The 24,099-nt window shown below is 60.6% G+C and carries 18 protein-coding genes; all 18 read left to right on the forward strand.

Annotation, left to right across the window (positions count from 1 at the left end):
* The first annotated feature begins 145 nt into the window (after nucleotides 1-145).
* Entirely contained in the window at nucleotides 146-1,210 is a 1,065-nt protein-coding gene (locus PMI28_RS08880; RefSeq protein ID WP_007989312.1) for a pilus assembly protein PilM, read from the forward strand.
* A complete protein-coding gene (locus PMI28_RS08875; protein WP_007989314.1) occupies nucleotides 1,210-1,776 on the forward strand; it encodes a PilN domain-containing protein in 567 nt (188 codons plus the stop codon). Before PMI28_RS08880 ends, PMI28_RS08875 begins: the two co-directional genes overlap by 1 nt.
* Nucleotides 1,773-2,396 (forward strand): type 4a pilus biogenesis protein PilO, encoded by a 624-nt coding sequence (gene pilO / locus PMI28_RS08870; RefSeq protein WP_007989316.1) that lies wholly within the window; start codon nucleotides 1,773-1,775, stop codon nucleotides 2,394-2,396. The genes PMI28_RS08875 and pilO overlap by 4 nt, the downstream gene beginning before the upstream one ends.
* On the forward strand, nucleotides 2,393-2,920 hold the full coding sequence (locus PMI28_RS08865) for a pilus assembly protein PilP (protein ID WP_007989318.1): 528 nt from the start codon (nucleotides 2,393-2,395) through the stop codon (nucleotides 2,918-2,920). Before pilO ends, PMI28_RS08865 begins: the two co-directional genes overlap by 4 nt.
* 13 nt (nucleotides 2,921-2,933) lie before the next feature.
* Nucleotides 2,934-5,003 carry a type IV pilus secretin PilQ gene (gene pilQ, locus PMI28_RS08860; RefSeq protein WP_007989320.1) on the forward strand — a complete coding sequence of 690 codons (2,070 nt, stop codon included), beginning with the start codon at nucleotides 2,934-2,936 and terminating at the stop codon, nucleotides 5,001-5,003.
* 4 nt (nucleotides 5,004-5,007) lie between these two features.
* Nucleotides 5,008-5,526: a shikimate kinase AroK gene (gene aroK / locus PMI28_RS08855; RefSeq protein ID WP_033063498.1), complete on the forward strand. Its 519-nt coding sequence runs from the start codon at nucleotides 5,008-5,010 to the stop codon at nucleotides 5,524-5,526.
* Nucleotides 5,527-5,677: 151 nt separating this feature from the next.
* Nucleotides 5,678-6,778 carry a 3-dehydroquinate synthase gene (aroB, locus tag PMI28_RS08850; RefSeq protein ID WP_007989324.1) on the forward strand — a complete coding sequence of 367 codons (1,101 nt, stop codon included), beginning with the start codon at nucleotides 5,678-5,680 and terminating at the stop codon, nucleotides 6,776-6,778.
* 10 nt (nucleotides 6,779-6,788) lie between these two features.
* The gene (locus PMI28_RS08845; protein WP_007989326.1) at nucleotides 6,789-8,378 is read left to right on the forward strand and encodes an AAA family ATPase; all 1,590 of its coding nucleotides are present in this window, start codon (nucleotides 6,789-6,791) and stop codon (nucleotides 8,376-8,378) included.
* A 348-nt stretch (nucleotides 8,379-8,726) separates the two neighbouring features.
* On the forward strand, nucleotides 8,727-13,172 hold the full coding sequence (gene gltB, locus PMI28_RS08840; RefSeq protein ID WP_007989328.1) for a glutamate synthase large subunit: 4,446 nt from the start codon (nucleotides 8,727-8,729) through the stop codon (nucleotides 13,170-13,172).
* A 32-nt stretch (nucleotides 13,173-13,204) separates the two neighbouring features.
* Nucleotides 13,205-14,623, forward strand: coding sequence for an FAD-dependent oxidoreductase (locus PMI28_RS08835; protein ID WP_007989329.1), 1,419 nt, complete (start codon nucleotides 13,205-13,207; stop codon nucleotides 14,621-14,623).
* A 253-nt stretch (nucleotides 14,624-14,876) separates the two neighbouring features.
* On the forward strand, nucleotides 14,877-15,944 hold the full coding sequence (gene hemE / locus PMI28_RS08830) for a uroporphyrinogen decarboxylase (RefSeq protein ID WP_007989332.1): 1,068 nt from the start codon (nucleotides 14,877-14,879) through the stop codon (nucleotides 15,942-15,944).
* 295 nt (nucleotides 15,945-16,239) lie between these two features.
* The gene (gene gbpA / locus PMI28_RS08825) at nucleotides 16,240-17,706 is read left to right on the forward strand and encodes an N-acetylglucosamine-binding protein GbpA (protein WP_007989333.1); all 1,467 of its coding nucleotides are present in this window, start codon (nucleotides 16,240-16,242) and stop codon (nucleotides 17,704-17,706) included.
* A 77-nt stretch (nucleotides 17,707-17,783) separates the two neighbouring features.
* On the forward strand, nucleotides 17,784-18,332 hold the full coding sequence (locus tag PMI28_RS08820) for a cytochrome b (protein ID WP_007989335.1): 549 nt from the start codon (nucleotides 17,784-17,786) through the stop codon (nucleotides 18,330-18,332).
* A gap of 4 nt (nucleotides 18,333-18,336) precedes the next feature.
* The gene (locus tag PMI28_RS08815; RefSeq protein WP_007989336.1) at nucleotides 18,337-18,879 is read left to right on the forward strand and encodes a hypothetical protein; all 543 of its coding nucleotides are present in this window, start codon (nucleotides 18,337-18,339) and stop codon (nucleotides 18,877-18,879) included.
* Nucleotides 18,880-18,887: 8 nt separating this feature from the next.
* Entirely contained in the window at nucleotides 18,888-20,807 is a 1,920-nt protein-coding gene (gene gspD / locus PMI28_RS08810; protein WP_007989337.1) for a type II secretion system secretin GspD, read from the forward strand.
* Between the two features lie 4 nt (nucleotides 20,808-20,811).
* Entirely contained in the window at nucleotides 20,812-22,284 is a 1,473-nt protein-coding gene (gene gspE / locus PMI28_RS08805) for a type II secretion system ATPase GspE (RefSeq protein WP_007989339.1), read from the forward strand.
* Between the two features lie 3 nt (nucleotides 22,285-22,287).
* Nucleotides 22,288-23,496, forward strand: coding sequence for a type II secretion system inner membrane protein GspF (gene gspF / locus PMI28_RS08800; protein ID WP_007989342.1), 1,209 nt, complete (start codon nucleotides 22,288-22,290; stop codon nucleotides 23,494-23,496).
* A gap of 171 nt (nucleotides 23,497-23,667) precedes the next feature.
* Nucleotides 23,668-24,099 (forward strand): type II secretion system major pseudopilin GspG, encoded by a 432-nt coding sequence (gene gspG / locus PMI28_RS08795; RefSeq protein ID WP_033063500.1) that lies wholly within the window; start codon nucleotides 23,668-23,670, stop codon nucleotides 24,097-24,099.

Below are 24,099 nucleotides of genomic sequence, written 5' to 3' on the forward strand. Positions count from 1 at the left end.
TTGAGCAAATGCGGAAAAAAAACGCTGGGCATTATAAGCATTTTTCTGCTCGGGAGCGTCATTGGCGCTGCTGTCAAGACGGGTGGATTGAACGCAATGGACATTGCAGAGTCCGTAACTCACGGATAGTCATAGGGAATTGGTAGTGCTAGGACTTTTCAACAAAAAATCCAATACGCTCTTGGGAATCGATATCAGCTCCACCTCGGTGAAACTTCTGGAGTTGAGCCGTCAAGGTGAGCGCTACCGGGTCGAGGCTTATGCGGTGGAGCCGTTGCCGGTCGGTGCGGTGATCGAAAAGAATATCGCTGAGCTCGAAGGCGTGGGGTTGGCCCTCACTCGCGTGCTGGTCAAGGCCAGAACCGGCCTCAAGAACGTGGCGGTGGCCGTGGCAGGCTCGGCGGTCATCACCAAGACCATCGAGATGGATGCCGGTCTTTCCGACGACGAGATGGAAAGCCAGCTGAAGTTCGAGGCTGATCAGTACATTCCTTATCCCCTGGACGAAGTCGCGATCGACTTTGAAGTCCAGGGCGCCTCGGTGCGCAATCCCGAGCGCGTCAATGTATTGCTCGCCGCTTGCCGCAAGGAAAACGTCGAAGTGCGCGAGGCAGTCCTGACACTGGCGGGGCTGACCGCCCGCGTGGTCGATGTCGAGGCCTACGCGCTGGAGCGCTCATTCGGGTTGCTGGCCAGTCGGCTCGCGGTTTCCCGGGAACGTTTGACGGTCGCGGTGGTGGATATCGGCGCCACCATGACCACCCTGAGCGTGCTGCACGGCGGACGGATTATCTATACCCGCGAACAACTGTTCGGCGGTCGGCAGTTGACCGAGGAAATCCAGCGCCGCTATGGCCTGACGCCGGAGCAGGCGGATCTGGCGAAAAAACAGGGTGGTCTGCCGGATGACTATGACGATGAGGTCTTGCAGCCGTTTCGCGAAGCGCTGGTGCAGCAGGTGTCGCGTTCGTTGCAGTTCTTCTTTGCCAGCGGCCAGTACAACGCCGTCGACCATATCCTGCTCGCCGGCGGAACCGCTTCGGTCCCGGGGCTGGAGCGTTTGATCGGGCAGCAATTGGGTACTCCGACCCAGGTCGCGAACCCTTTTTCCGAAATGATTCTGGGCAGCAAGGTCAATGGTGCTGCCCTGGCGAGTGATGCCCCGGCGTTGATGATTGCCTGCGGTCTGGCTCTCAGGAGCTTCGACTGATGGCGCGGATCAACCTTTTACCTTGGCGCGAGGAGCGGCGTGAAGCCCGTCGCAAGCGCTTCCTGTTGGTCATGATGGCCGTAGTGGCGGGTACGGTGGGCGTGGTACTGGTGGCGAATCAGGCCATCAGCGGCGCCATCGACCGGCAAGTCGCCCGCAACGATTACATCGGCAAGCAAATTGCCGTGGTGGACGAGCGGATCAAGCAGATCAGCGACCTCAAGGAGCGCCGTCAGCAACTCATCGAGCGCATGCGCATCATCCAGGACCTGCAAGGCAATCGGCCGATCAGCGGGCGAATGTTTGACCAGTTGGCGCGCGCACTGCCCGATGGCGTGTACTTCACCGAAGTGAAAATGACCGGCAAGACCTTGTCCATCACCGGCGCGGCGCAATCCAACAACCGTGTTTCAGACTTGATGCGCAACCTGGAGGCGTCAGACTGGTTCGATGCGCCGAGCCTGACCGAGGTCAAGGCCACGACTGCCGGCCAGGTGGATCAGGCCAGCGTCTTCCAGTTGACCGTACGCCAGACTCGACCCGCAACACCGGAGGGGGGCAAATGAGTCCGTCCGAATGGTTCGAAGGGTTGCGCAAGATCGACATCAATGATCTGGATACCAGCAACACCGGTTCCTGGCCGCCGGCGATCAAGATTCTGGTGGCCGGTTTGCTCATGCTCCTGGTACTGGCCCTGGGCTACAGCTTTTCCACCCGCGAACTTGAGAGTCAGCTTGATCTCAAGCGCGAGGAAGAATCGACGCTCAAGGAACAGTTTGCTATCAAGGCGCGCGCCGCGGCGAACCTGGAGCTCTATACCCAGCAGTTGAAAGAAATGGAGAACTCCTTCGGCGTGCTGTTGCGGCAATTGCCCAGTGACACGGAAGTCCCGGGCTTACTGGAAGACATCACGCGTACGGGGCTGGGCAGCGGCCTGGAGTTTGAAGAGATCAAGCTGTTGCCGGAGGTCGCCCAGCCGTTCTACATCGAACTGCCGATCCAGATCACCGTCGTCGGTGCCTATCACGACCTGGCCATGTTCGTCAGCGGTGTGGCCGGATTGCCGCGCATCGTCACCCTGCATGACTTCGACCTTGCACCGGTCAACCCTGAAGGCGGGCCGAAGCTGCGCCTGAGTATCCTGGCCAAGACGTACCGCTACAACGACAAGGGGCCGTACCAATGAGCCGGGTCCGTTATGGGGTTGTTGCGGTGTTGTCGGCTTTTCTCGGTGGTTGTGGCGTCAGCGATGATTTCAGTGATCTGGACGCGTACATGAACGAAATGCGCCTGCGCGCACCGGGCAGGATTGAACCAACGCCCACATTCCGGTCTTACCCGACATTCACTTACAACGCGACGAAGCTGCGCAGTCCATTTTCGCCACAGGTCAGGGGCGATCTGGCGGGACAGAAGCACGGCTCGCGCAACGTCAAACCCGACCCCGATCGGGTCAGGCAGTACCTCGAAGGCTTCAACATCGAGCAGTTTGAAATGGTCGGCACCCTGTCCAATGCGACCGGCTCCTTTGCGTTGCTGCGTGGAGCGGGTGGGGTCCATCGGTTGAAAGTCGGCGATTACCTGGGGCGCAACGATGGGCGGATCGTCGCTATCAGCAGCTCCCGGGTCGATGTGATTGAAATCGTCCCCGATGGCGAGGGGGTCTGGCTGGAGCGTCCCCGAACCATCCCTTTGAAAGAGCACTCATAGTGGAACTCGCATAATGAACAGGATTTTCTCCACCTTCGGACTGTCGCTATGGATAGCGTTGTTGTCGCCGATGGTACAAGCGGCCAATCTCAAGGCGCTGGATGTCGCTGCGCTGCCGGGAGACCGTGTCGAGTTGAAGTTGTCTTTCGATGAGCCACCCCCGATGCCCCACGGCTACACGACGGAGTCACCGGCCCGGATTGCGCTCGATTTGCCGGGTGTCGTCAGCCAGCTGGCCAGCAAAACCCGCGACCTGGGCGACGGTAACGCTCGCAGCGCCACAGTGGTCGAGTCCAGGGACCGGGCGCGGTTGATCATCAATCTGAGTCAGCCGGCCCCTTACAGCTCGCGGGTTGAAGGCAACACGCTGTTCGTGGTGGTCGGGCAAGGGGCCAAAGGTCCGGCGTCCCGGCCGGTCGCCTCTCCAGCGCCAGCCCAGGTCCGAACCGCGACTCCGACAGGCAAGGCCATCCGTGGTGTGGATTTCCAGCGGGGAACCCAGGGCGAAGGCAATGTGGTGATCGATCTGTCGGACCCGTCAATTGCCCCGGATATCCAGGAGCGCGACGGAAAAATCATCCTCGGCTTCGCCAGGACCCGATTGCCTGAACCCTTGCGAGTTCGCCTGGATGTGAAGGATTTCGCCACGCCGGTGCAGTTCGTCAACGCCAGCGCCAGCGGCGACCGGGCCACCATCAGCATCGAACCCGGCGGTACCTTCGATTACTCGACCTACCAGACCGACAGTAAACTCACGGTCAGCGTCCGCCCGGCGACGGTCGACGACCTGCAAAAGCGCAATGTCGGGCAGCACGCCTACAGCGGCGAGAAGCTTTCGCTGAATTTCCAGGACATCGATGTGCGCTCGGTACTGCAACTGATTGCCGACTTCACCAATCTCAATCTGGTGGCCAGCGACACGGTACAAGGGGGGATTACCCTGCGCTTGCAGAACGTGCCGTGGGACCAGGCGCTGGATCTGGTGCTGAAAACCAAGGGACTGGACAAGCGCAAGGTTGGCAATGTCCTGCTGGTCGCTCCGGCCGATGAAATTGCTGCCCGTGAGCGTCAGGAGCTGGAGTCGCAAAAGCAGATCGCTGACCTTGCGCCATTGCGTCGGGAACTGTTGCAGGTCAACTACGCCAAAGCGGCGGATATCGCCAAGTTGTTCCAGTCAGTGACCAATGCCGAAGCGAAGGCCGATGAGCGAGGGTCGATCACCGTCGATGAGCGCACCAACAACATCATTGCCTACCAGACCCAGGAACGGCTTGATGAGCTGCGCAGGATTGTCACGCAACTGGATATCCCGGTTCGCCAGGTGATGATCGAAGCGCGGATCGTCGAAGCCAACGTCGACTATGACAAAAGCCTCGGGGTGCGCTGGGGCGGTTCGATACAGAACAGGGGCAACTGGAACACTTCCGGCGTCAGCAATGGGGTCAATGGCTCGTCGACCATCGGCACGCCCGGCAGTACCAGCACCAACACACCGTTCGTCGACATGGGAGCGGTCAACAACACCTCGGGAATCGGCATCGCGTTCATCACCGACAATGTCCTGCTGGACCTGGAGCTGACGGCCATGGAGAAAACCGGCAATGGGGAAATTGTCTCGCAACCCAAGGTGGTCACGTCCGACAAGGAAACCGCCAAAATCCTCAAGGGCACTGAAATTCCCTATCAGGAATCCAGCTCCAGTGGCGCGACTTCGGTGTCGTTCAAGGAGGCGTCGCTATCGCTTGAGGTGACGCCGCAGATCACGCCAGACAACCGGATCATCATGGAGGTCAAAGTTACCAAGGACGAACCGGACTTCCTGAACAAGGTCCAGGATGTACCGCCGATCAAGAAAAACGAGGTCAATGCCAAGGTCCTGGTCAACGATGGCGAGACTATCGTCATTGGCGGGGTTTTCTCAAATACTCAGAGCAAGGTTGTAGATAAGGTGCCATTTCTTGGCGATGTGCCGTATCTTGGCCGCCTTTTCCGGCGTGATGTGGTTTCGGAGAAAAAATCCGAGCTGTTGGTATTCCTCACTCCGCGTATCATGAATAACCAGGCGATTGCTGTGAGTCATTGATTCTGTGCGAAATTTGATTCTTGTTGGACCGATGGGCGCTGGAAAAAGCACCATCGGCCGGTTGCTGGCCAAAGAGCTGCGCCTGCCGTTCAAAGATTCCGATAAGGAAATTGAATTGCGCACGGGTGCCAATATCCCTTGGATCTTCGATAAAGAAGGCGAACCGGGCTTTCGTGATCGCGAGCAGGCAATGATTGCCGAGCTGTGCGAATACGACGGAGTGGTGCTGGCGACAGGTGGTGGTGCAGTCATGCGCGAAGCCAATCGCCGGGCGCTGCATGCCGGTGGGCGGGTGGTTTATCTGCATGCGTCGGTCGAACAGCAGGTCGGTCGCACGGCCCGCGACCGCAATCGGCCACTGTTGCGTACTGCCGATCCGGCCAAGACCCTGCGGGATCTGTTGGCGATCCGCGATCCGCTTTATCGGGAAATCGCCGACCTGGTGGTCGAAACCGATGAGCGGCCGCCACGAATGGTCGTACTCGACATTCTAGAGCGCTTGCAGCAGTTGCCACCCCGTTAAAGCGTTGCGCGAAATGCGCTATCCTCGGCGTCCTGCCATGACTGCTCAAGGTTGTGGCGGATGGCTACCGAACGGCGTCACACCAGCAGAGGTCGTGGACATTTGTTAACTCTAGGCAGGATGCCTGATTCCATTTTCACTGTGGGGACACATGCAGACACTCAAGGTCGATCTAGGCGAGCGCAGCTACCCGATTCATATTGGCGAAGGTTTGTTGGATCAGCCTGAGTTGCTGGCCCCGCACATTCGCGGACGGCAAGTAGCGATCATCTCCAACGAGACTGTTGCGCCGCTCTATCTCGAGCGTCTGACCCGCAGCCTGGCGCAGTTCTCGGTGATTTCCGTGGTGCTGCCCGACGGCGAAGCCTTCAAGACCTGGGAAACCCTGCAACTGATTTTCGATGGTCTGCTGACTGCCCGGCATGACCGCCGCACCACGGTGATCGCCCTTGGCGGCGGTGTGATCGGTGACATGGCCGGCTTTGCGGCCGCCTGCTACCAGCGCGGCGTCGATTTCATCCAGGTTCCGACCACACTGCTGTCGCAGGTCGATTCTTCGGTGGGCGGCAAGACCGGGATCAACCATCCGCTGGGCAAAAACATGGTCGGCGCCTTCTACCAGCCGAATGTCGTGCTGATCGATACCGCCAGCCTCAATACCCTGCCGGCCCGCGAACTGTCCGCCGGGCTGGCTGAAGTCATCAAGTACGGGCTGATCTGTGATGAGCCGTTCCTGACCTGGCTCGAAGACAACGTCGACCGCCTGCGCAATCTGGACCAGCAAGCCCTGACTTATGCGATCGAACGCTCCTGCGCAGCCAAGGCGGCGGTGGTCGGTGCCGATGAGAAAGAGACAGGCGTTCGTGCCACATTGAACCTGGGCCACACTTTTGGCCACGCCATTGAAACCCACATGGGCTATGGTGTGTGGCTACATGGTGAAGCAGTGGCTGCTGGCACCGTAATGGCATTGGAGATGTCCACGCGACTGGGCTGGATCAGCGAACAGGAGCGTGATCGTGGCATTCGTCTGTTCCAGCGTGCGGGTCTGCCGGTTGTTCCGCCAGAAGAGATGACAGAAGCCGATTTCCTCGAACATATGTCCATTGATAAAAAAGTGATCGACGGTCGTTTGCGCCTGGTGCTGCTGCGCCACATGGGTGAAGCGGTGGTGACCGACGATTATCCGAAAGAGGTTCTACAGGCCACGCTGGGGGCAGACTACCGCGCCCTGGCTCAGCTTAAAGGTTAATAAGAACACGATGACTAGTTTGCATGCCGACGAGGCTTTCCTCGGCCATTACCAGTTGAGTCATGACCCTTTTGCTCCACGGGTGCCTGGCTTCAAATTTTTCCCGGCCCAGCGCAAACCGGTGCTGGGACAACTGCATCACCTGGCCCGTTACAGTCAGTTGCTGCTGGTGGTCACCGGCCCCGAGGGCAGTGGCAAGACCCTGTTACGTCAAGCCCTGGTCGCCAGCACCAACAAGCAATCGGTACAAAGTGTGGTGGTTTCTGCCCGCGGCGCCGGCGATGCGGCGGGGGTGTTGCGCCAGGTGGCCCAGGCGCTGAACGTCGGCCAGGCCGATGTCGACGCTATCCTGGCTCAAGTGGTGCAGCTTGCCCTGACCGGGCAGGAAGTCTATTTGCTGGTCGATGATGCCGAACAACTGGAAGAGTCCGCCCTTGAGGCTCTGCTGGTCCTGGCTGCCGGCGCGCCTGAAGGCCGTCCGCATGTGTTCCTGTTCGGTGAAACCTCGCTGATTGCTCAATTGGACCAGTTGAGTCTCGAAGAAGAGCGCTTCCACGTCATCGAGCTGCAGCCCTACACCGAGGAAGAAACCCGCGAATATCTGGAACAGCGGCTCGAAGGCGCTGGCCGCGGTATCGAACTTTTCACCGCGGATCAGATCTCTGATATTCACGAAAGCTCCGAAGGTTGGCCTGGCAGCATCAATCAGGTCGCCCGCGATGCAATGATCGAAGCCATGATCGCCAGCCGCTCAGCGGTCAAGCGTCCAAAAATGGGGTTCAATATGCCGAAGAAACACGTGTTGGCGATTTCCGCCGTGGTCGTGGTCGCGGTAGCTGCCGCCTGGTTGATGCCGGGTCGCAACAAGGCACCGACTACAGGTGCACCGGCCAACGAACAGGCGCAATTGCCGCTGGGTCAGGGACAGCCAACAGCGAACGGCGGTGCTCCGGCCGTCGAATTCGCTGGCAACACGCAGCCGATGCCATTGCCGTTGGTCGGTAACTCGCAGCCGGTCATGCGCGGTCCGCTGGCGGAAGCGGCGGGAGGCATTACTGAAGGCGACGACGGCGTGCCGGTCGAAGGCTCCAGCGCCACACCGCCGACGGTGACCACCACTGCGCCACCTGTGGGCGTTCCTGCCGGCCCTGCACCGACACCAGCGGCCAAGCCGGCACCTGCGCCGACTCAGGTTGCCACCGCCAAGCCAGCGCCTGCTCCAGTGGCCAAGCCTGCTCCAGCACCAGCCAAGCCAGCCGTTGCGGCGGCGGCCAAGCCTGTCGAAAAACCGGCTCCGGTGGCCAAGGCTGCTGGCGGCACCTGGTACGCCGGTCAGGCTCCGGGCAACTACGTGGTGCAAATCCTCGGCACCAGCTCCGAAACTGCCGCACAAAGCTTCGTCAAGGAGCAGGGCGGCGAGTACCGTTATTTCAAGAAAGTCCTCAATGGCAAGCCGCTCTACGTGATCACCTACGGCAACTTCGCCAATCGTGATGCAGCCGTTTCCGCCATCAAGGCCTTGCCAGCGAAGGTTCAGGCTGGTAAACCTTGGCCTCGCACTGTCGCCAGCGTCCAACAGGAACTGGCAACAACTCGCTGAAGATTCGGCGGCCTTACCCAGGCCGCCTCTCCAAGCACCTCAAAATTTCTACAAGTGCGCGCAGCCTTCCAGGCTGCGTGCCTTGTGGTGTCTGCGTCACAGTAGTCTTTGAGTCGTTGCGGTCAAAATTAAAAAAGTTTTGACTAGCACAGCAGATCGCTTTAAACCTTTCACAAATGCGACATAGATTTGCGACATTTCGTCGTCAAATTTGTGAGGCCAAGTGTCGGTGTGTACAATGACCTCCCTTTTGCCCCGCAAAGCTGGCGTACGTTCGGCGCGGATGGCAAGTGGTTGAATTGAAAAGAAATTTGCCTCGATCAGAGGCAGCCTGGTGAGAAAGTGTCTATGAAAGCAGGTCTGTACCAACCAGATGAATTCAAGGATAACTGCGGTTTCGGCCTGATAGCCCATATGCAGGGCGAGCCCAGTCATACCCTTTTGCAAACGGCCATTGAGGCCCTGACCTGCATGACCCACCGCGGTGGGATTAATGCCGACGGCAAGACCGGTGACGGTTGCGGTCTGCTGATTCAAAAACCGGACGTGTTCCTGCGAGCCATCGCCCAGGAAACCTTTGGCGTCGAAATGCCCAGGCAATACGCCGTGGGCATGGTCTTCTTCAACCAGGACCCGGTCAAAGCCGAAGCCGCTCGCGAGAACATGAACCGCGAGATCCTGGCCGCCGGCTTGCAGCTGGTCGGCTGGCGCAAAGTGCCGATCGACACCAGCGTCCTCGGCCGCCTGGCCCTTGAACGCCTGCCGCAGATCGAGCAAGTGTTCATCGGCGGTGAAGGCCTGAGCGATCAGGACATGGCCGTCAAGCTGTTCACCTCCCGTCGTCGCTCGTCCGTGGCCAACGCCGCCGACACCGACCACTACGTCTGCAGCTTTTCGCACAAGACCATCATTTACAAAGGCCTGATGATGCCGGCGGACTTGACCGCCTTCTATCCGGACCTGAGCGATGAGCGCCTGCAAACTTCGATTTGCGTGTTCCACCAGCGCTTCTCCACCAACACCCTGCCGAAATGGCCGCTGGCTCAACCGTTCCGCTTCCTGGCGCACAACGGCGAGATCAACACCATCACCGGCAACCGCAACTGGGCCGTGGCCCGTCGCACCAAGTTCACCAACGATTTGATGGACCTGGAAGAACTCGGCCCGCTGGTCAACCGCGTCGGTTCCGACTCCTCCAGCATGGACAACATGCTGGAGCTGATGGTGACCGGTGGCATCGACCTGTTCCGTGGCGTGCGGATGATCATTCCGCCCGCGTGGCAGAACGTCGAGACCATGGACCCGGACCTGCGTGCGTTCTACGAATACAACTCGATGCACATGGAACCGTGGGACGGCCCGGCCGGCGTGGTAATGACCGATGGTCGCTACGCGGTGTGCCTGCTCGACCGTAACGGTCTGCGTCCGGCGCGTTGGGTCACTACCAAGAATGGTTTCATCACCCTGGCTTCGGAAATCGGCGTCTGGAACTACCAGCCTGAAGACGTGATCGCCAAGGGCCGTGTGGGACCTGGCCAGATTTTTGCCGTGGATACCGAAACCGGGCAGATCCTCGACACCGACGCCATCGACAACCGTCTGAAGTCCCGTCATCCGTACAAGCAATGGCTGCGCAAGAATGCCCTGCGCATCCAGGCGACCATGGAAGACAACGACCACGGTTCGGCGTTCTACGACGTCGATCAGCTCAAGCAATACATGAAGATGTACCAGGTCACGTTCGAAGAGCGCGACCAGGTGCTGCGTCCGCTCGGCGAACAGGGCTACGAAGCCGTGGGCTCGATGGGCGACGATACGCCGATGGCCGTGCTGTCCCAGCGCGTGCGCACGCCGTACGACTATTTCCGCCAGCAGTTCGCGCAGGTCACCAACCCGCCGATCGACCCGCTGCGTGAAGCCATCGTCATGTCGCTGGAAATCTGCCTCGGTGCCGAGCGCAACATTTTCCAGGAGTCGCCGGAACACGCTTCACGCGTGATCCTCAGCTCGCCGGTCATTTCCCCGGCCAAATGGCGCTCGCTGATGAACCTCGATCGTCCGGGTTTCGAACGGGCGATCATCGACCTCAACTACGACGAAAGCATCGGCCTCGAAGCGGCCATCCGCAACGTCGCCGATCAGGCTGAAGAAGCCGTGCGTTCCGGTCGTACCCAGGTTGTGCTGAGTGATCGTCACATTGCCCCGGGCAAGCTGCCGATCCACGCTTCCCTGGCCACCGGCGCGGTGCACCACCGCCTGACCGAAAAAGGCCTGCGTTGCGACTCCAACATCCTGGTGGAAACCGCGACCGCTCGCGATCCGCATCACTTCGCCGTGTTGATCGGTTTCGGTGCCTCTGCCGTTTACCCGTTCCTGGCCTATGAAGTGCTGGGTGACCTGATCCGTACCGGTGAAGTACTGGGCGACCTCTATGAGGTGTTCAAGAACTACCGTAAAGGCATCACCAAGGGCCTGCTCAAGATCCTGTCGAAGATGGGTATCTCGACCATTACTTCGTACCGTGGTGCGCAGTTGTTCGAGGCCATCGGCCTGTCCGAGGAAGTCTGCAACCTGAGCTTCCGTGGTGTGCCGAGCCGCATCAAGGGTGCGCGTTTCGTCGACATCGAAGCCGAGCAGAAAGCGCTGGCCAGCGAAGCCTGGAGCCCGCGCAAGCCGATCCAGCAGGGTGGTTTGCTGAAGTTCGTCCACGGTGGCGAATACCACGCGTACAACCCGGACGTGGTCAACACCTTGCAGGCCGCTGTGCAGCAGGGCGACTACAGCAAGTTCAAGGAATACACGTCGCTGGTGGACAACCGCCCGGTGTCGATGATCCGTGACCTGCTGAAAGTCAAAACCCTCGACACTCCTTTGGACATGAGCGAAATCGAGCCGCTGGAATCGGTGCTCAAGCGCTTCGACTCCGCCGGTATCTCCCTGGGCGCCCTGTCACCGGAAGCCCACGAAGCCCTGGCCGAAGCCATGAACCGCCTCGGTGCGCGTTCCAACTCCGGCGAAGGCGGCGAAGACCCGGCGCGCTACGGCACCATCAAGAGCTCGAAAATCAAGCAGGTCGCGACTGGCCGTTTCGGTGTGACCCCGGAATACCTGGTCAACGCCGAAGTGCTGCAGATCAAGGTCGCCCAGGGTGCCAAGCCCGGCGAAGGTGGTCAGCTGCCGGGCGGTAAAGTGAACGGTTTGATCGCCAAGCTGCGTTACGCAGTGCCGGGCGTGACCCTGATTTCGCCGCCGCCGCACCACGACATCTATTCGATCGAAGACTTGTCGCAGCTGATTTTCGACCTGAAACAGGTCAACCCGCAGGCACTGGTCTCGGTGAAGCTGGTAGCGGAAGCGGGCGTCGGCACCATCGCCGCCGGTGTGGCCAAGGCCTATGCGGACTTGATCACCATCTCCGGCTACGACGGCGGTACCGGTGCATCGCCACTGACCTCGATCAAATACGCGGGCGCTCCGTGGGAACTCGGCCTGGCCGAAACCCACCAGACCCTGCGTGGCAACGACTTGCGCGGCAAAGTCCGGGTTCAAACCGACGGCGGCCTGAAAACCGGCCTCGACGTGATCAAGGCAGCGATCCTCGGCGCTGAAAGCTTCGGCTTCGGCACCGCGCCAATGATCGCCCTGGGCTGCAAATACCTGCGCATCTGCCACCTGAACAACTGCGCCACCGGCGTCGCGACCCAGAACGAGAAGCTGCGCAAGGATCACTACATCGGTACCGTCGACATGGTGGTGAACTTCTTCACCTACGTCGCCGAAGAAACCCGTGAGTGGCTGGCCAAGCTGGGCGTGCGCTCCCTCGAGGAGCTGATCGGCCGTACTGATCTGCTGGAAGTCCTCGAAGGCCAGACCGCCAAGCAACATCACCTCGACCTGACCCCGTTGCTGGGCAGCGACCACGTGCCGGCGGACAAGCCACAGTTCTGTGGCGTGGATCGCAACCCGCCGTTCGACAAGGGCCTGCTGGCCGAGAAAATGGTCGCCATGGCTACTTCGGCGATCAATGACTTGAGCGGCGCCGAGTTTGATCTGGAAATCTGCAACTGCGACCGTTCCATCGGTGCACGGATCTCCGGTGAAATCGCGCGCAAGCACGGCAACCAGGGCATGGCCAACGCCCCGATCACCTTCCGCTTCAAGGGCACGGCCGGGCAGAGCTTCGGTGTGTGGAACGCCGGTGGCCTGAACATGTACCTGGAAGGCGACGCCAACGACTACGTCGGCAAGGGCATGACCGGCGGCAAGCTGGTGATCGTTCCGCCGAAGGGCAGCGTCTACCGCACTCAGGACAGTGCCATCATCGGCAACACCTGCCTGTACGGCGCTACCGGCGGCAAGCTGTTTGCTGCCGGCACCGCGGGCGAGCGTTTCGCCGTGCGTAACTCCGGTGCCCACACCGTGGTGGAAGGCACCGGCGATCACTGCTGCGAGTACATGACCGGTGGTTTCGTCTGCGTGTTGGGCAAGACCGGTTACAACTTCGGCTCTGGCATGACCGGCGGTTTCGCCTATGTGCTCGACCAGGACAACACCTTCGTTGACCGGGTCAACCACGAACTGGTGGAAATCCAGCGGATCAGCGGCGAGGCGATGGAAGCCTACCGCAGCCACCTGCAACGCGTGCTGAACGAGTACGTCGAGGAAACCGACAGCGAGTGGGGTCGTGAACTCGCCGAGAACCTCGATGATTACGTGCGTCGTTTCTGGCTGGTCAAGCCCAAGGCTGCCAACCTGAAGTCGTTGCTTTCCAGCACCCGTGCCAACCCGCAGTGATATGCGCCTGAAGAGTTTGATGAGGTTTTAAAATGGCTGAACGTCTGAATAATGACTTCCAGTTCATCGAGGTCGGGCGCAAGGATCCGAAGAAGAAACTGTTGCGTCAACGCAAGAAAGAGTTCGTGGAAATCTACGAACCCTTCAAACCCCAGCAGTCGGCCGACCAGGCCCACCGCTGCCTGGGTTGCGGTAACCCGTATTGCGAATGGAAGTGCCCGGTGCACAACTTCATTCCCAACTGGCTGAAACTGGTGGCCGAGGGCAACATCCTCGCCGCCGCCGAGCTGTCACACCAGACCAACACGCTGCCGGAAGTCTGCGGCCGGGTGTGTCCGCAGGACCGTCTGTGCGAGGGTGCCTGCACCCTCAACGACGGCTTCGGCGCGGTGACCATCGGTTCGGTGGAGAAGTACATCACCGACACCGCGTTCGCCATGGGCTGGCGCCCGGACATGTCCAAGGTCAAACCGACCGGCAAGCGTGTCGCGATCATCGGTGCCGGGCCTGCGGGCCTGGGTTGCGCCGACGTGCTGGTACGTGGCGGCGTGACCCCGGTGGTGTTCGACAAGAACCCCGAAATCGGTGGCCTGCTGACCTTCGGCATCCCCGAGTTCAAGCTGGAAAAGACCGTACTGAGCAATCGTCGCGAAGTTTTCAGCGGCATGGGCATCGAGTTCCGCCTCAACACCGAGGTGGGCAAGGACGTGACCATGGAGCAACTGCTCGAAGAATACGATGCAGTATTCATGGGCATGGGCACCTACACCTACATGAAGGGCGGTTTTGCCGGTGAAGACCTGCCGGGCGTGTACGACGCGCTGGACTTCCTGATTGCCAACGTCAACCGCAACCTGGGCTTTGAAAAGTCGCCGGAAGATTTCGTCGACATGAAAGGCAAAAAGGTCGTGGTCCTGGGCGGCGGCGACACGGCGATGGACTGCAACCGTACGTCGATCCGCCAGGGCGCCAAGTCGGTGACCTGCGCTTATCGTCGTGACGAAGCGAACATGCCAGGCTCGCGCAAAGAGGTGAAGAACGCCAAGGAAGAAGGCGTGAAGTTCCTCTATAACCGCCAGCCGATCGCGATTGTCGGTGAGGACAAGGTCGAAGGCGTGAAGGTGGTCGAGACCCGTCTCGGCGAGCCGGACGCCCGTGGCCGGCGCAGCCCCGAGCCGATCCCGGGCTCCGAAGAGATCATCCCGGCCGACGCCGTGGTCATCGCTTTCGGTTTCCGCCCAAGCCCGGCGCCGTGGTTTGAACAGTTCGAGATCCAGACCGACAGCCAGGGCCGCGTTGTGGCGCCGGAACAAGGCCAGTACAAGCACCAGACCAGCAACCCGAAAATCTTTGCCGGTGGCGACATGGTGCGCGGCTCTGACCTGGTGGTGACGGCGATCTTCGAAGGCCGCAATGCAGCTGAAGGGATCCTGGATTACCTGGGCGTCTGACCACTTTCCAGAAATGGAGTGCGGTCAAAATGTGGGAGCGGGCTTGCTCGCGAAGAGGGAGTGTCAGTCGACGCAATATTGACAGGCACACCGAATTCGCGAGCAAGCCCGCTCCCACAGTTGTTTCGCGGTGTTGCTAAACTCTGTATTTCATTGCGACAAATTGACCCGATAGACAAAAGAGCTCCGCTCTTGCCGTGCCTTTTGCGCCCGGCTCTGAGAAAATACCCGCACTTTTTTTCCGGATGCCGACATGACTGCCCTGAAGAACGACCGTTTTCTCCGCGCCCTGCTCAAGCAACCCGTAGACGTCACCCCTGTGTGGATGATGCGTCAGGCCGGTCGCTACCTGCCTGAATACCGCGCCAGCCGTGGCAAGGCCGGCGATTTCATGAGCCTGTGCATGAACCCGGCGTTCGCTTGCGAAGTCACGATGCAGCCGCTCGACCGCTATCCAGAACTGGATGCGGCGATCCTCTTCTCCGACATCCTGACCATCCCGGATGCCATGGGCCAAGGCCTGTACTTCGAAACCGGCGAAGGGCCGCGCTTCAAAAAAGTCGTCAGCACCCTGGCCGATATCGAAGCCCTGCCGATTCCCGATCCGCAGAAAGACCTGGGCTACGTGATGGACGCGGTCAGCACCATCCGCCGCGAGCTGAACGGCCGTGTGCCATTGATCGGCTTCTCCGGCAGCCCGTGGACCCTGGCCACTTACATGGTCGAAGGCGGCTCGTCGAAAGACTTCCGCAAAACCAAGTCCATGCTCTACGACAACCCGCAAGCCATGCACCTGCTGCTGGATAAACTCGCGCAGTCGGTCACCAGTTACCTCAATGGCCAGATCATGGCCGGTGCACAAGCGGTGCAGATTTTCGACACCTGGGGCGGCAACCTGTCGGCAGCGGCCTACCAGGAATTCTCCCTGGCCTACATGCGCAAAATCGTCAGCGGCCTGATCCGCGAGCACGATGGTCGCAAGGTGCCGGTCATCCTGTTCACCAAAAACGGCGGCCTGTGGCTGGAGAGCATTGCCGAGGCCGGCGCCGATGCATTGGGCCTGGACTGGACCTGCGACATCGGCAACGCCCGCGCCCGTGTCGGCGACAAGGTCGCGCTGCAAGGCAACATGGACCCGACCGTGCTCTACGCCAAACCGGAAGCCATTCGCGCTGAAGTCGGGCGTATTCTCGCCAGCTACGGCAAAGGCAGCGGCCACGTGTTCAACCTCGGTCATGGCATTACGCCGGAAGTCGATCCGGAACACGCCGGTGCTTTCCTGCGTGCCGTGCATGAATTGTCGGCGCAATATCACGAATAACGGCCAACGCCGTTTTCCAGAAGCCTGTCCCGCCTTGTGCCGGACAGGCTTTTTTATGTCCTGCAGAAACATTGCCCGGATAAAGCGTTTCTTCCTGTAAGAGTGTTTTCTTTCTTTGTCGGAAAAACGAGCGCGCAGACTATTCCCGCCCGGCTTGATGATTAGTCCTACATAGAACTTTTCGCCATCCCAGTAAGGTTCCAGCCCCCCTGTTCAGGACAACGCTGAACAGTAACGAAGTAAACATCGCCGCCTGCAAGGCGCCTTGTTTTCGATAAGCAGTCTGGAACACATCATGAAAATTACATTTGATAAAAGAAGTGCCCTGACGACCTGCACTTCATCGATGATCCTGTTATCGGCAATGCTGGCCTCTCAAACCGTTTCCGCCCACGGCTACCTGGAAGTGCCGCCTTCACGCGCATTGGCTTGCCAGATAGGTTTGAACACCAACTGCGGTGGCGCGCAATACGAGCCGCAGAGTGTCGGTGAAACCTTCAAAGGCTTTCCGGCCGGCGTTGGCGGTGCTCCCTTGCAGGGGCCGGTCGATGGCAAGATCGCCAGCGGTGGTCACTCGCTGTTCTCTGCCATGGACGCACAGTCCGCCACCCGTTGGCACCTGACGGAAATCAAGGATCGCAACATTGATTTCCAATGGCGTTACACCGCCATTCACCCAGCCACCAAGCACGAGTATTTCATCACTCGCAACGGCTGGAACCCGAACGAATCGCTCAAGCGCATCACGTTCGAAAGCACACCGTTCTGCACCATCGACGGCGGCAACCAGTTGCCTGTGTCCGGTGCCAAACACAACTGCACCATCCCGGCAGACAAGTCCGGCCATCACGTGATCCTGGCGATCTGGACCGTGGGCGATACCGTTGCCGCGTTCTACAACGCGGCGGATGTCAACATTCTTGCCGAAGCAGAGTTGCCGGGTGGCTGGACCTCCGTGGGCAGCATCGCGCCTTCCACCGCGTTGCTGGTGGGTGACAAGGTCAAGGCCCGTGCGTTCACCGCCAATGGCGAGAGCCCGGAATACAGCGTCGAAGTCAGCATCGATAACGCTGAAGAAGGCGCGCCGCAAAACTGGTCGTTCAAGCTGGCAGAAAAAATCAACCAGACCCACACCCTCGTTCGCGCCGGTATCCGTGACGAGAGCGGCAATGTCGAGCCGGTCAAAGGCACCAACAGTCTCTACGCACAAAAAGAAAGCGGCGTAGTGCGCTACGAAGTGCAGCTGGACATGAAGGAAGACGCCGCGGCTCGCATGTCGGTGGCCTCGCAGCAAGCCGAATACGTTCTGGATAAAGGCCAGGCCAAGGTCGAGTTCAGCATGATCGCGAACCGTGCGATGAACGTCGAAGCGACCTTGCTCGATCAGAGCAACAAGCCAGTGGGAACCACTTCGGCTCAGGTGGCCAGCGGTTCCACCTGGCTGTCCATGGATGTGCGCAGCAACCCGGGCGCGCACACCCTGACCCTGGTCGGCACCACCCTGGATGGCCGCACCACACGTCAGGACACCCAGACCACCCAACTGACCGGTGAAGGCGCGGGCGTGGAATACGATTTTGTGTTCCCTGAAGGCTTCAGTGGCTACACCGCGGGTACCAAAGTTCTGCAACCGAAGACCAACGAAGTCTTCGAGTGCAAGCCTTTCCCTGCGTCGGGTTACTGCAAGCAGTACAGCCCCGACGCCAACGGGTTTGAACCGGGTGTCGGTGCTCACTGGCACATGGCGTGGGACAAGTTGTAAGTCCCCCTTGTAGCACTTCAGGCGATCGTTAGCCGATCGCCTGAAGGTTTATTCCTCTGACGTTGATCGAGTTGAAAATGACGGTTTCGGGTTATTCCAGACAGCGCGTGCTGCTGCATTGGTTGTCTGCGGCGGTGATCCTGTGGACCTTGCTGTCTGGTTTTTTTGTGGCCGGTTTCGAGGTGTCAGCGCACATCAAGGAGTCAGTTGCATTCTTCAATGTTTCGCTGACGACAGTGTTCATACCGTTCTATGTGTGGCGCCTGTTTCTGTTTTTCACTCATACCGGTTTTTCGGGTATGAGGTCGTTGTCGCTTGTTGAAGTGCTCGTGTTGTTTGCGCACTCATTGATTTACCTCCTCGTCGGTGCCGTTCTGGTGACCGGCGTGTTGATGATGGATCGCCCGATCGATGTATTCGGGGTTATCGAAATCGCTCAGCCGTTAAGCGATCCACGACTGATAGCCCTGTTCGTCACAGTTCACATCTGGGCGTGTGTGGTGCTGTCACTGTTGATTGCCGCGCACATCGGCGCCGTCATCGTGCATGAGGCCTGCAACCATCGGGTGTTGCGACGGATGTCTTTGCGGCTGTGCGGCAGGCCTGCATCCGGGCGACTCGAGTGAGCCCATGCTGAAGTTTTCACTCGAGGGTTTGCGCGGTCTTGCTTTGCGTCTGTGCAAGGCGAGCCTGCTGATTGTGCCGCTGGTCTACGGGGCATTTTTGGGCTGGCAAGAGTGGCGCTATCGCCAACAGCTGACCACACCAATGCTGGTCGAAACACCGCGGATCGTTCCCGCCCCCCGTCAAGCGCTCGACACAACGGCAGTTGCAACGGTGCTCGGCCTGACGACTGGCGCCGAACGGCTGCCAAGCGCCGAACCGTTGACCTTGCAGGCGAGCTTTGTCGTTCGCCACGGTTTGTCCCGGGTGTTGCTGGCTGACTCGCAGGGCGCGCGCATCTACCAGGTCGGCGAGCGCTTGCCGGGTGGCAGCGTCTTGCGTCGCGTCGAGGTCGAGCATGCTGTGTTGTGGAGCAAGGGCCGAGAGGAACTATTGACGCTCCAGCCTCCTGTCACGGGTTTTCTGCAACGGCTCGACCCCCACGGCAAGCCGCAAGTGCCCAGTGCTTCTCCGCGTTTTTTTAGCCCGTTGTCCGGGCCGACAGAGTGATCAAGTTCATGAAAAGCTTTCTCGGTGCACAAGCACTGCGGCCGGTGCTTCTTTTCGTCGCCATGGCAGTAACGCTTTCCCACGGCGCACTTCAAGCCGAGGAAGAAAAATGGCAGTTGGCGATGAATAACGCTGAGCTGCGCGACATCGTCGAAGAGATCTCCGGCATTCTGGGAACCACCGTGGTACTGGACCCCAAGGTTTCCGGCCGTATCACCGTCATGTCTCGGCAGGCCCTCGATCGTGAAGGGGTGCGTCGGTTGTTCTATTCGGTGCTCGACGCCCACCACTTTACGGTGATCGATGAGGGCGACCGGATTCTCATCACCCCGGTCGCCGAGGCCAGGACCCGCGCCGGTCAGGGCACGGTAAAAACCACCACGGCATCGCAGTTCGTGACCGAAGTCATCGGCTTGAACACCGGCAGCGCCTCCGATATTGCCGGGCTGGTGCGACCGCTGGTCTCTGCCAATGGTTATGTCGGTCCTTCAGTGTCGGCCAACGCGTTGGTACTGACCGATACGGCCGCCAACGTGAAACGCATCGCCCGGGTGATCCGCGAACTGGACTCGGGCCAGAACAACCTGCACGCGGTGATTCAGCTCAACCATGCTCAAGCGGGCGATCTTGCGCCGGTGATCGAGGCCTCAATGGGCAAGCGCAATGCCGAGTCAGCGATACAGGTACTGGCTGACACCCGGACCAATCGCCTGATTTTCATGGGCCCGTCGGTCGTTCGCCAGCGCTTGATCGAGCTGGCCCGTGGTCTCGACACGCCGGCCACCACGACCCTCGACAACGCCCGGGTGATTCGCCTGCGTCACAGCGATGCCAGGCAGTTGGCCGAGATTCTGGAGTCGATGGGACAGGGCAGAAAACAGGCGCCCGCCATGGGCGGCACCAAGGACATGTCGGGCGGCGCAACCTTCATGATCAAGGCTGACGAGAGCCAGAATGCGCTGGTGCTGATTGCCGATCCGGCACAGGTGCGGACCATCGAAAGCATCGTGCGCCAGCTGGACCAGCCGCGGGCCCAGGTGTTGATCCATGCCGCCATCGTCGAAATCTCCGGCGACATCGCCGAGGCCGTCGGAGTGCAGTGGAACCTCAACACGGGCGATGCCAAGGGCTTCATCAACTTTCCCGGCACCGACATTCCGATTGTCGGCGGGTTGAAGTTCGACGAGAAACTATCGGCGCCGGAAGGGGCGATCCTGCAACTGGGCAGTGACCGCTTCGGCGCGCTGATTTCGGCCCTGGCCAGCAACACCCACAGCAACCTGCTGTCCACGCCGAGCCTGTTGACCCTGGACAATCAGGAAGCGGAAATCATCGTCGGCCAGAACGTGCCGTTCAAGACTGGTTCCTACGCCACCAACAGCAACGGCGCGGAGAATCCGTTCACCACAGTCGAGCGCAAGGATGTCGGCATCAGCCTGAAGATCAAGCCTTACATCAACGAAGGCTCGACGTTGCGCCTGGAGGTCGAGCAGGAAGTGTCGGACATCGCCCCTTCAGTGTCGGGCATCGACTCCTCGGACCTGATCACCAACAAGCGAGCGCTCAAAAGCACCATCCTCGCCGACGATGGCGAAATCATCGTGATCGGCGGCCTGATCCGCGACAGCGTGCGCACCCAGAAAAGCGGCGTGCCGCTGTTGCGGGACATTCCCTACCTCGGCGCGATGTTCCGCTGGAGCCGCGACACCCAGACCAAAAGCAATCTGATGGTGTTCTTGCGCCCGACCATTGTGCGCAGCAAGGAAGACCTGTCCCAAGTCAGCCAGCAGCGCTACAACGCGCTGCGTGACCTGAGCAAATCAGGGGCGGGGGAAAACAACTCGTTGTTGCTGCCATCCGAGGCACGCGGGTTGTTCGAGCCGGCCAGCGCCGCACCAGTGTTCGACTTGCGCGGCAAGGCGCAGTAAATCCATGGGCGAATTCAGCGAGCAATTGCCCTTCGGCTTCGCCCGGCGTTTTGGTGTGTTGCTCGAGCGTGATGGCGACGATCTGCGCCTTGCCCTGCGCAGCGATGCATCGCTCAGCGCATTGGCGGAAGCGCGCCGGGTGTGCGGGCCGACGCTGCCGTTTGTCATCGTCGACGCCGATGAATACGCCTCACGCCTGGCGGCAGCCTATCGCGAGGGACAAAGCGCGGTGGAGCAGGTAGCCCAAGGGCTGGACGAAGAACTGGACTTGCTCAGCCTGGTCGATCAGGTGCCGCAAACCGCCGACCTGCTGGAGCAACAGGGCGATGCGCCGATCATTCGCCTGATCAACGCGCTGCTCGGTGAAGCCGTGCGCGAACACGCCTCGGACGTGCACCTGGAAACCTTCGAGCAGTACCTGTCGGTGCGTATGCGGGTCGATGGCCAGCTGCGTGAAATGCTCCGGCCCAAGCGCGAACTGGCGACGCTGCTGGTGTCGCGGATCAAGGTCATGGCGCGCCTGGACATCGCGGAAAAACGCGTGCCCCAGGACGGGCGAATGGCCTTGCGCCTGGCCGGACATGAAGTCGATGTGCGGGTCTCGACACTGCCTTCGGCCCACGGTGAACGGGTGGTGCTGCGCCTGCTCGACAAGCAGGCCGGGCGCCTGGACCTGCATCGGCTGGGCATGCCGGACGCTACCCTCGCGGCCCTGCGCCAGTTGTTGGGCAAACCCCACGGCATCCTGTTGGTGACCGGGCCAACCGGCTCCGGCAAGACCACCAGCCTGTACGCCGCGTTGAGCAGTCTGAATGACCAGACCCGCAACATTCTCACGGTCGAAGACCCGATCGAATATCACCTGCCGGGTGTGGGCCAGATGCCGGTCAATTCGAAAGTCGACATGACCTTTGCCCGTGGCCTGCGGGCGATTCTGCGCCAGGACCCGGACGTGGTGATGGTCGGCGAAATCCGCGACCGCGAAACCGCCGAAATCGCTGTCCAGGCCTCTTTGACCGGGCATCTGGTGCTGTCGACCTTGCATACCAACAGCGCGGCCGGCGCCGTCACGCGGCTGGTCGACATGGGCGTCGATGCCTATCTGCTGGCGTCCTCGCTGGTGGGCATTGTGGCCCAGCGCCTGCTGCGCACCTTGTGCCCCCGTTGCAAGGTTTCGTACATCGCTGATGCGGTGGCCTGCCAGCGCCTGGGGCTCGACACGGCCACGCAGCACACCCTGTTCAAAGCCTCGGGTTGTGAGCAGTGCCAGCACGGCTACCGCGGGCGCATCGGCATTTACGAACTGATCAGCGTGACGCCTGCCATCTCGGCGCTGATCCATCAGGGCGCCCGTGAGCAAATCCTGGTCGACGAAGCGCGCAAGGTCTCCGGCAGCCTGTTCCAGGACGGATGCCAGCGGGTGCTGGACGGATTGACCAGCCTCGATGAGTTGCTGCGTGTGACGCAGGAGAACTGAGCGGTGCCGACCTTCGACTACCGCGCCCACGATACCCGGGGACGCTCCTGCAAGGGGCGCCTGGAGGCCGATGGCCCCCGCCATGCGCGACAGTTGTTGCGCGAGCGTGGACTGTGGCCGCGTGTCTTGATCGAGGTTAGCGCCGGCAGCGGTGCAGGCAAACCATCGCGTGGCGGACGCCTGAGCGCTGCTGATCTGGCGTTGTTGACGTTGCAACTGTCAACGCTGGTTCAGGCCGGACTGCCCCTGGAAGAAGCGCTCGAAGCGGTGGCCAGGCAAAGCTCGAAATCCAGGGTCGCAGGTCTGTTGTCGGCGGTCAGGAGCCGGGTGATGGAGGGGCATGCACTGGCCTCGGCACTGGGACAATTTCCCAGGGCTTTCCCCGAACTGTTTCGCGCCACCGTGGCCGCCGGCGAACGTTCGGGGCATTTGGGCCATGTGCTGGAGCAACTGGCGACCTACACCCAGGCGCGTCAGGCCTCGCGGCAAAAAATCCAGATGGCCCTGGTGTACCCGTTGGTCCTGATGTTGGCCAGCGTAGCGATCGTCGGTTTTCTGCTCGGTTATGTGGTGCCGGATGTGGTGAAGATCTTCGTCGACAGCGGCCAGCCGTTGCCCTGGCTGACCCAGGCACTGATTAGCGTGAGCAACGGCCTGCGCAACCATTTCCTGTTGTTGATCAGCGTGCTGGCGATGCTGTTCGGCCTGTGGCGCTGGAGCTGGCAGCAGCCACAATGGCGGCTGCGCTGGCATCGTTGGGTGCTTGACGCGCCTGTCATCGGCGAGGTGTTGCGTGCCATGGAAGCGGCGCGGTTTGCCAGCACCTTGGCCATTCTCGGCAAAAGTGCCGTGCCGTTGGTGGATGCACTGGAAATTGCCGCCGCGGTCATCGGCAACCTGACCATCCGTGCGCGGATGGTCGATGTCGCCCGCTCGGTCCGCGAAGGCGGAACGCTGACCCGTGGCCTGGAACTGAGCGGCGATATCCCGCCGATGATGCTGCACATGATCGCCAGCGGCGAACGTGCCGGCGAACTCGACCGCATGTTGGCCCGGGCCGCCGAACAACAGGAAAGCAGCCTCGCCGCACGCATTGCGCTGGTGGTGAGCCTGTTCGAACCGGCCATGCTGGTGCTGATGGGCGGTGTCGTACTGCTGATCGTCATGGCCATCCTGCTCCCGATTCTCAGCCTCAACCAATTGGTGAATTGATCCATGCAACCTGTCCATAAAATCCTCCGTTCCCGGTGCCATGCTGACCCATCAAGACAATGTCGAGACGAACGGAAACCCGTGGCGAGGGAGCTTGCTCCCGTTGGGGCGCGCAGCGGCCCCGAAAAGGGACGGTGCGGCGATCCGACAAGCTCCCTCGCCACGGGCACGGTGTCGCGTCAGCGCGGTTTTACCCTGATCGAAATCATGGTGGTGGTGGTCATCATCGGTGTGCTGGGGGCAATCGTGGTGCCACAGTTCATGAGCCGTCCCGATCAGGCCAAGGTCACTGCCGCCAGAATCGATATCCAGGCCATCGCCACCGCCCTGGAAATGTATCGCCTCGACAACGCCCATTACCCTTCGACCCAGCAAGGCCTGGAAGCGTTGGTCAAACGTCCTTCCGGACTGCCCGCGGCACGCGGCTGGAACCCTCAGGGTTACCTCAAGAGCATGCCGGTCGACCCGTGGAGCACGCCTTACCAGTACCTCAATCCGGGTGTGCGCTCGGCGGATGGCACTTACGACCTGTATTCCCTGGGTGCCGATGGCGTAGCCGGCGGTGAAGGGTTTGCAGCAGAAATCGGCAATTGGGGCCATTGA

Origin of the sequence: Pseudomonas sp. GM48 (assembly GCF_000282335.1) — a bacterium.
GTDB lineage: Bacteria > Pseudomonadota > Gammaproteobacteria > Pseudomonadales > Pseudomonadaceae > Aquipseudomonas.

Bases quoted from the DNA above. Each gene is read 5' to 3' on its own strand.
- PMI28_RS08875 (WP_007989314.1), top strand. From the start codon at position 1,210: ATGGCGCGGATCAACCTTTTACCTTGGCGCGAGGAGCGGCGTGAAGCC.
- pilO (WP_007989316.1), top strand. From the start codon at position 1,773: ATGAGTCCGTCCGAATGGTTCGAAGGGTTGCGCAAGATCGACATCAAT.
- PMI28_RS08865 (WP_007989318.1), top strand. From the start codon at position 2,393: ATGAGCCGGGTCCGTTATGGGGTTGTTGCGGTGTTGTCGGCTTTTCTC.
- pilQ (WP_007989320.1), top strand. From the start codon at position 2,934: ATGAACAGGATTTTCTCCACCTTCGGACTGTCGCTATGGATAGCGTTG.
- aroB (WP_007989324.1), top strand. From the start codon at position 5,678: ATGCAGACACTCAAGGTCGATCTAGGCGAGCGCAGCTACCCGATTCAT.
- PMI28_RS08845 (WP_007989326.1), top strand. From the start codon at position 6,789: ATGACTAGTTTGCATGCCGACGAGGCTTTCCTCGGCCATTACCAGTTG.
- gltB (WP_007989328.1), top strand. From the start codon at position 8,727: ATGAAAGCAGGTCTGTACCAACCAGATGAATTCAAGGATAACTGCGGT.
- PMI28_RS08835 (WP_007989329.1), top strand. From the start codon at position 13,205: ATGGCTGAACGTCTGAATAATGACTTCCAGTTCATCGAGGTCGGGCGC.
- hemE (WP_007989332.1), top strand. From the start codon at position 14,877: ATGACTGCCCTGAAGAACGACCGTTTTCTCCGCGCCCTGCTCAAGCAA.
- gbpA (WP_007989333.1), top strand. From the start codon at position 16,240: ATGAAAATTACATTTGATAAAAGAAGTGCCCTGACGACCTGCACTTCA.
- PMI28_RS08820 (WP_007989335.1), top strand. From the start codon at position 17,784: ATGACGGTTTCGGGTTATTCCAGACAGCGCGTGCTGCTGCATTGGTTG.
- PMI28_RS08815 (WP_007989336.1), top strand. From the start codon at position 18,337: ATGCTGAAGTTTTCACTCGAGGGTTTGCGCGGTCTTGCTTTGCGTCTG.
- gspD (WP_007989337.1), top strand. From the start codon at position 18,888: ATGAAAAGCTTTCTCGGTGCACAAGCACTGCGGCCGGTGCTTCTTTTC.
- gspE (WP_007989339.1), top strand. From the start codon at position 20,812: ATGGGCGAATTCAGCGAGCAATTGCCCTTCGGCTTCGCCCGGCGTTTT.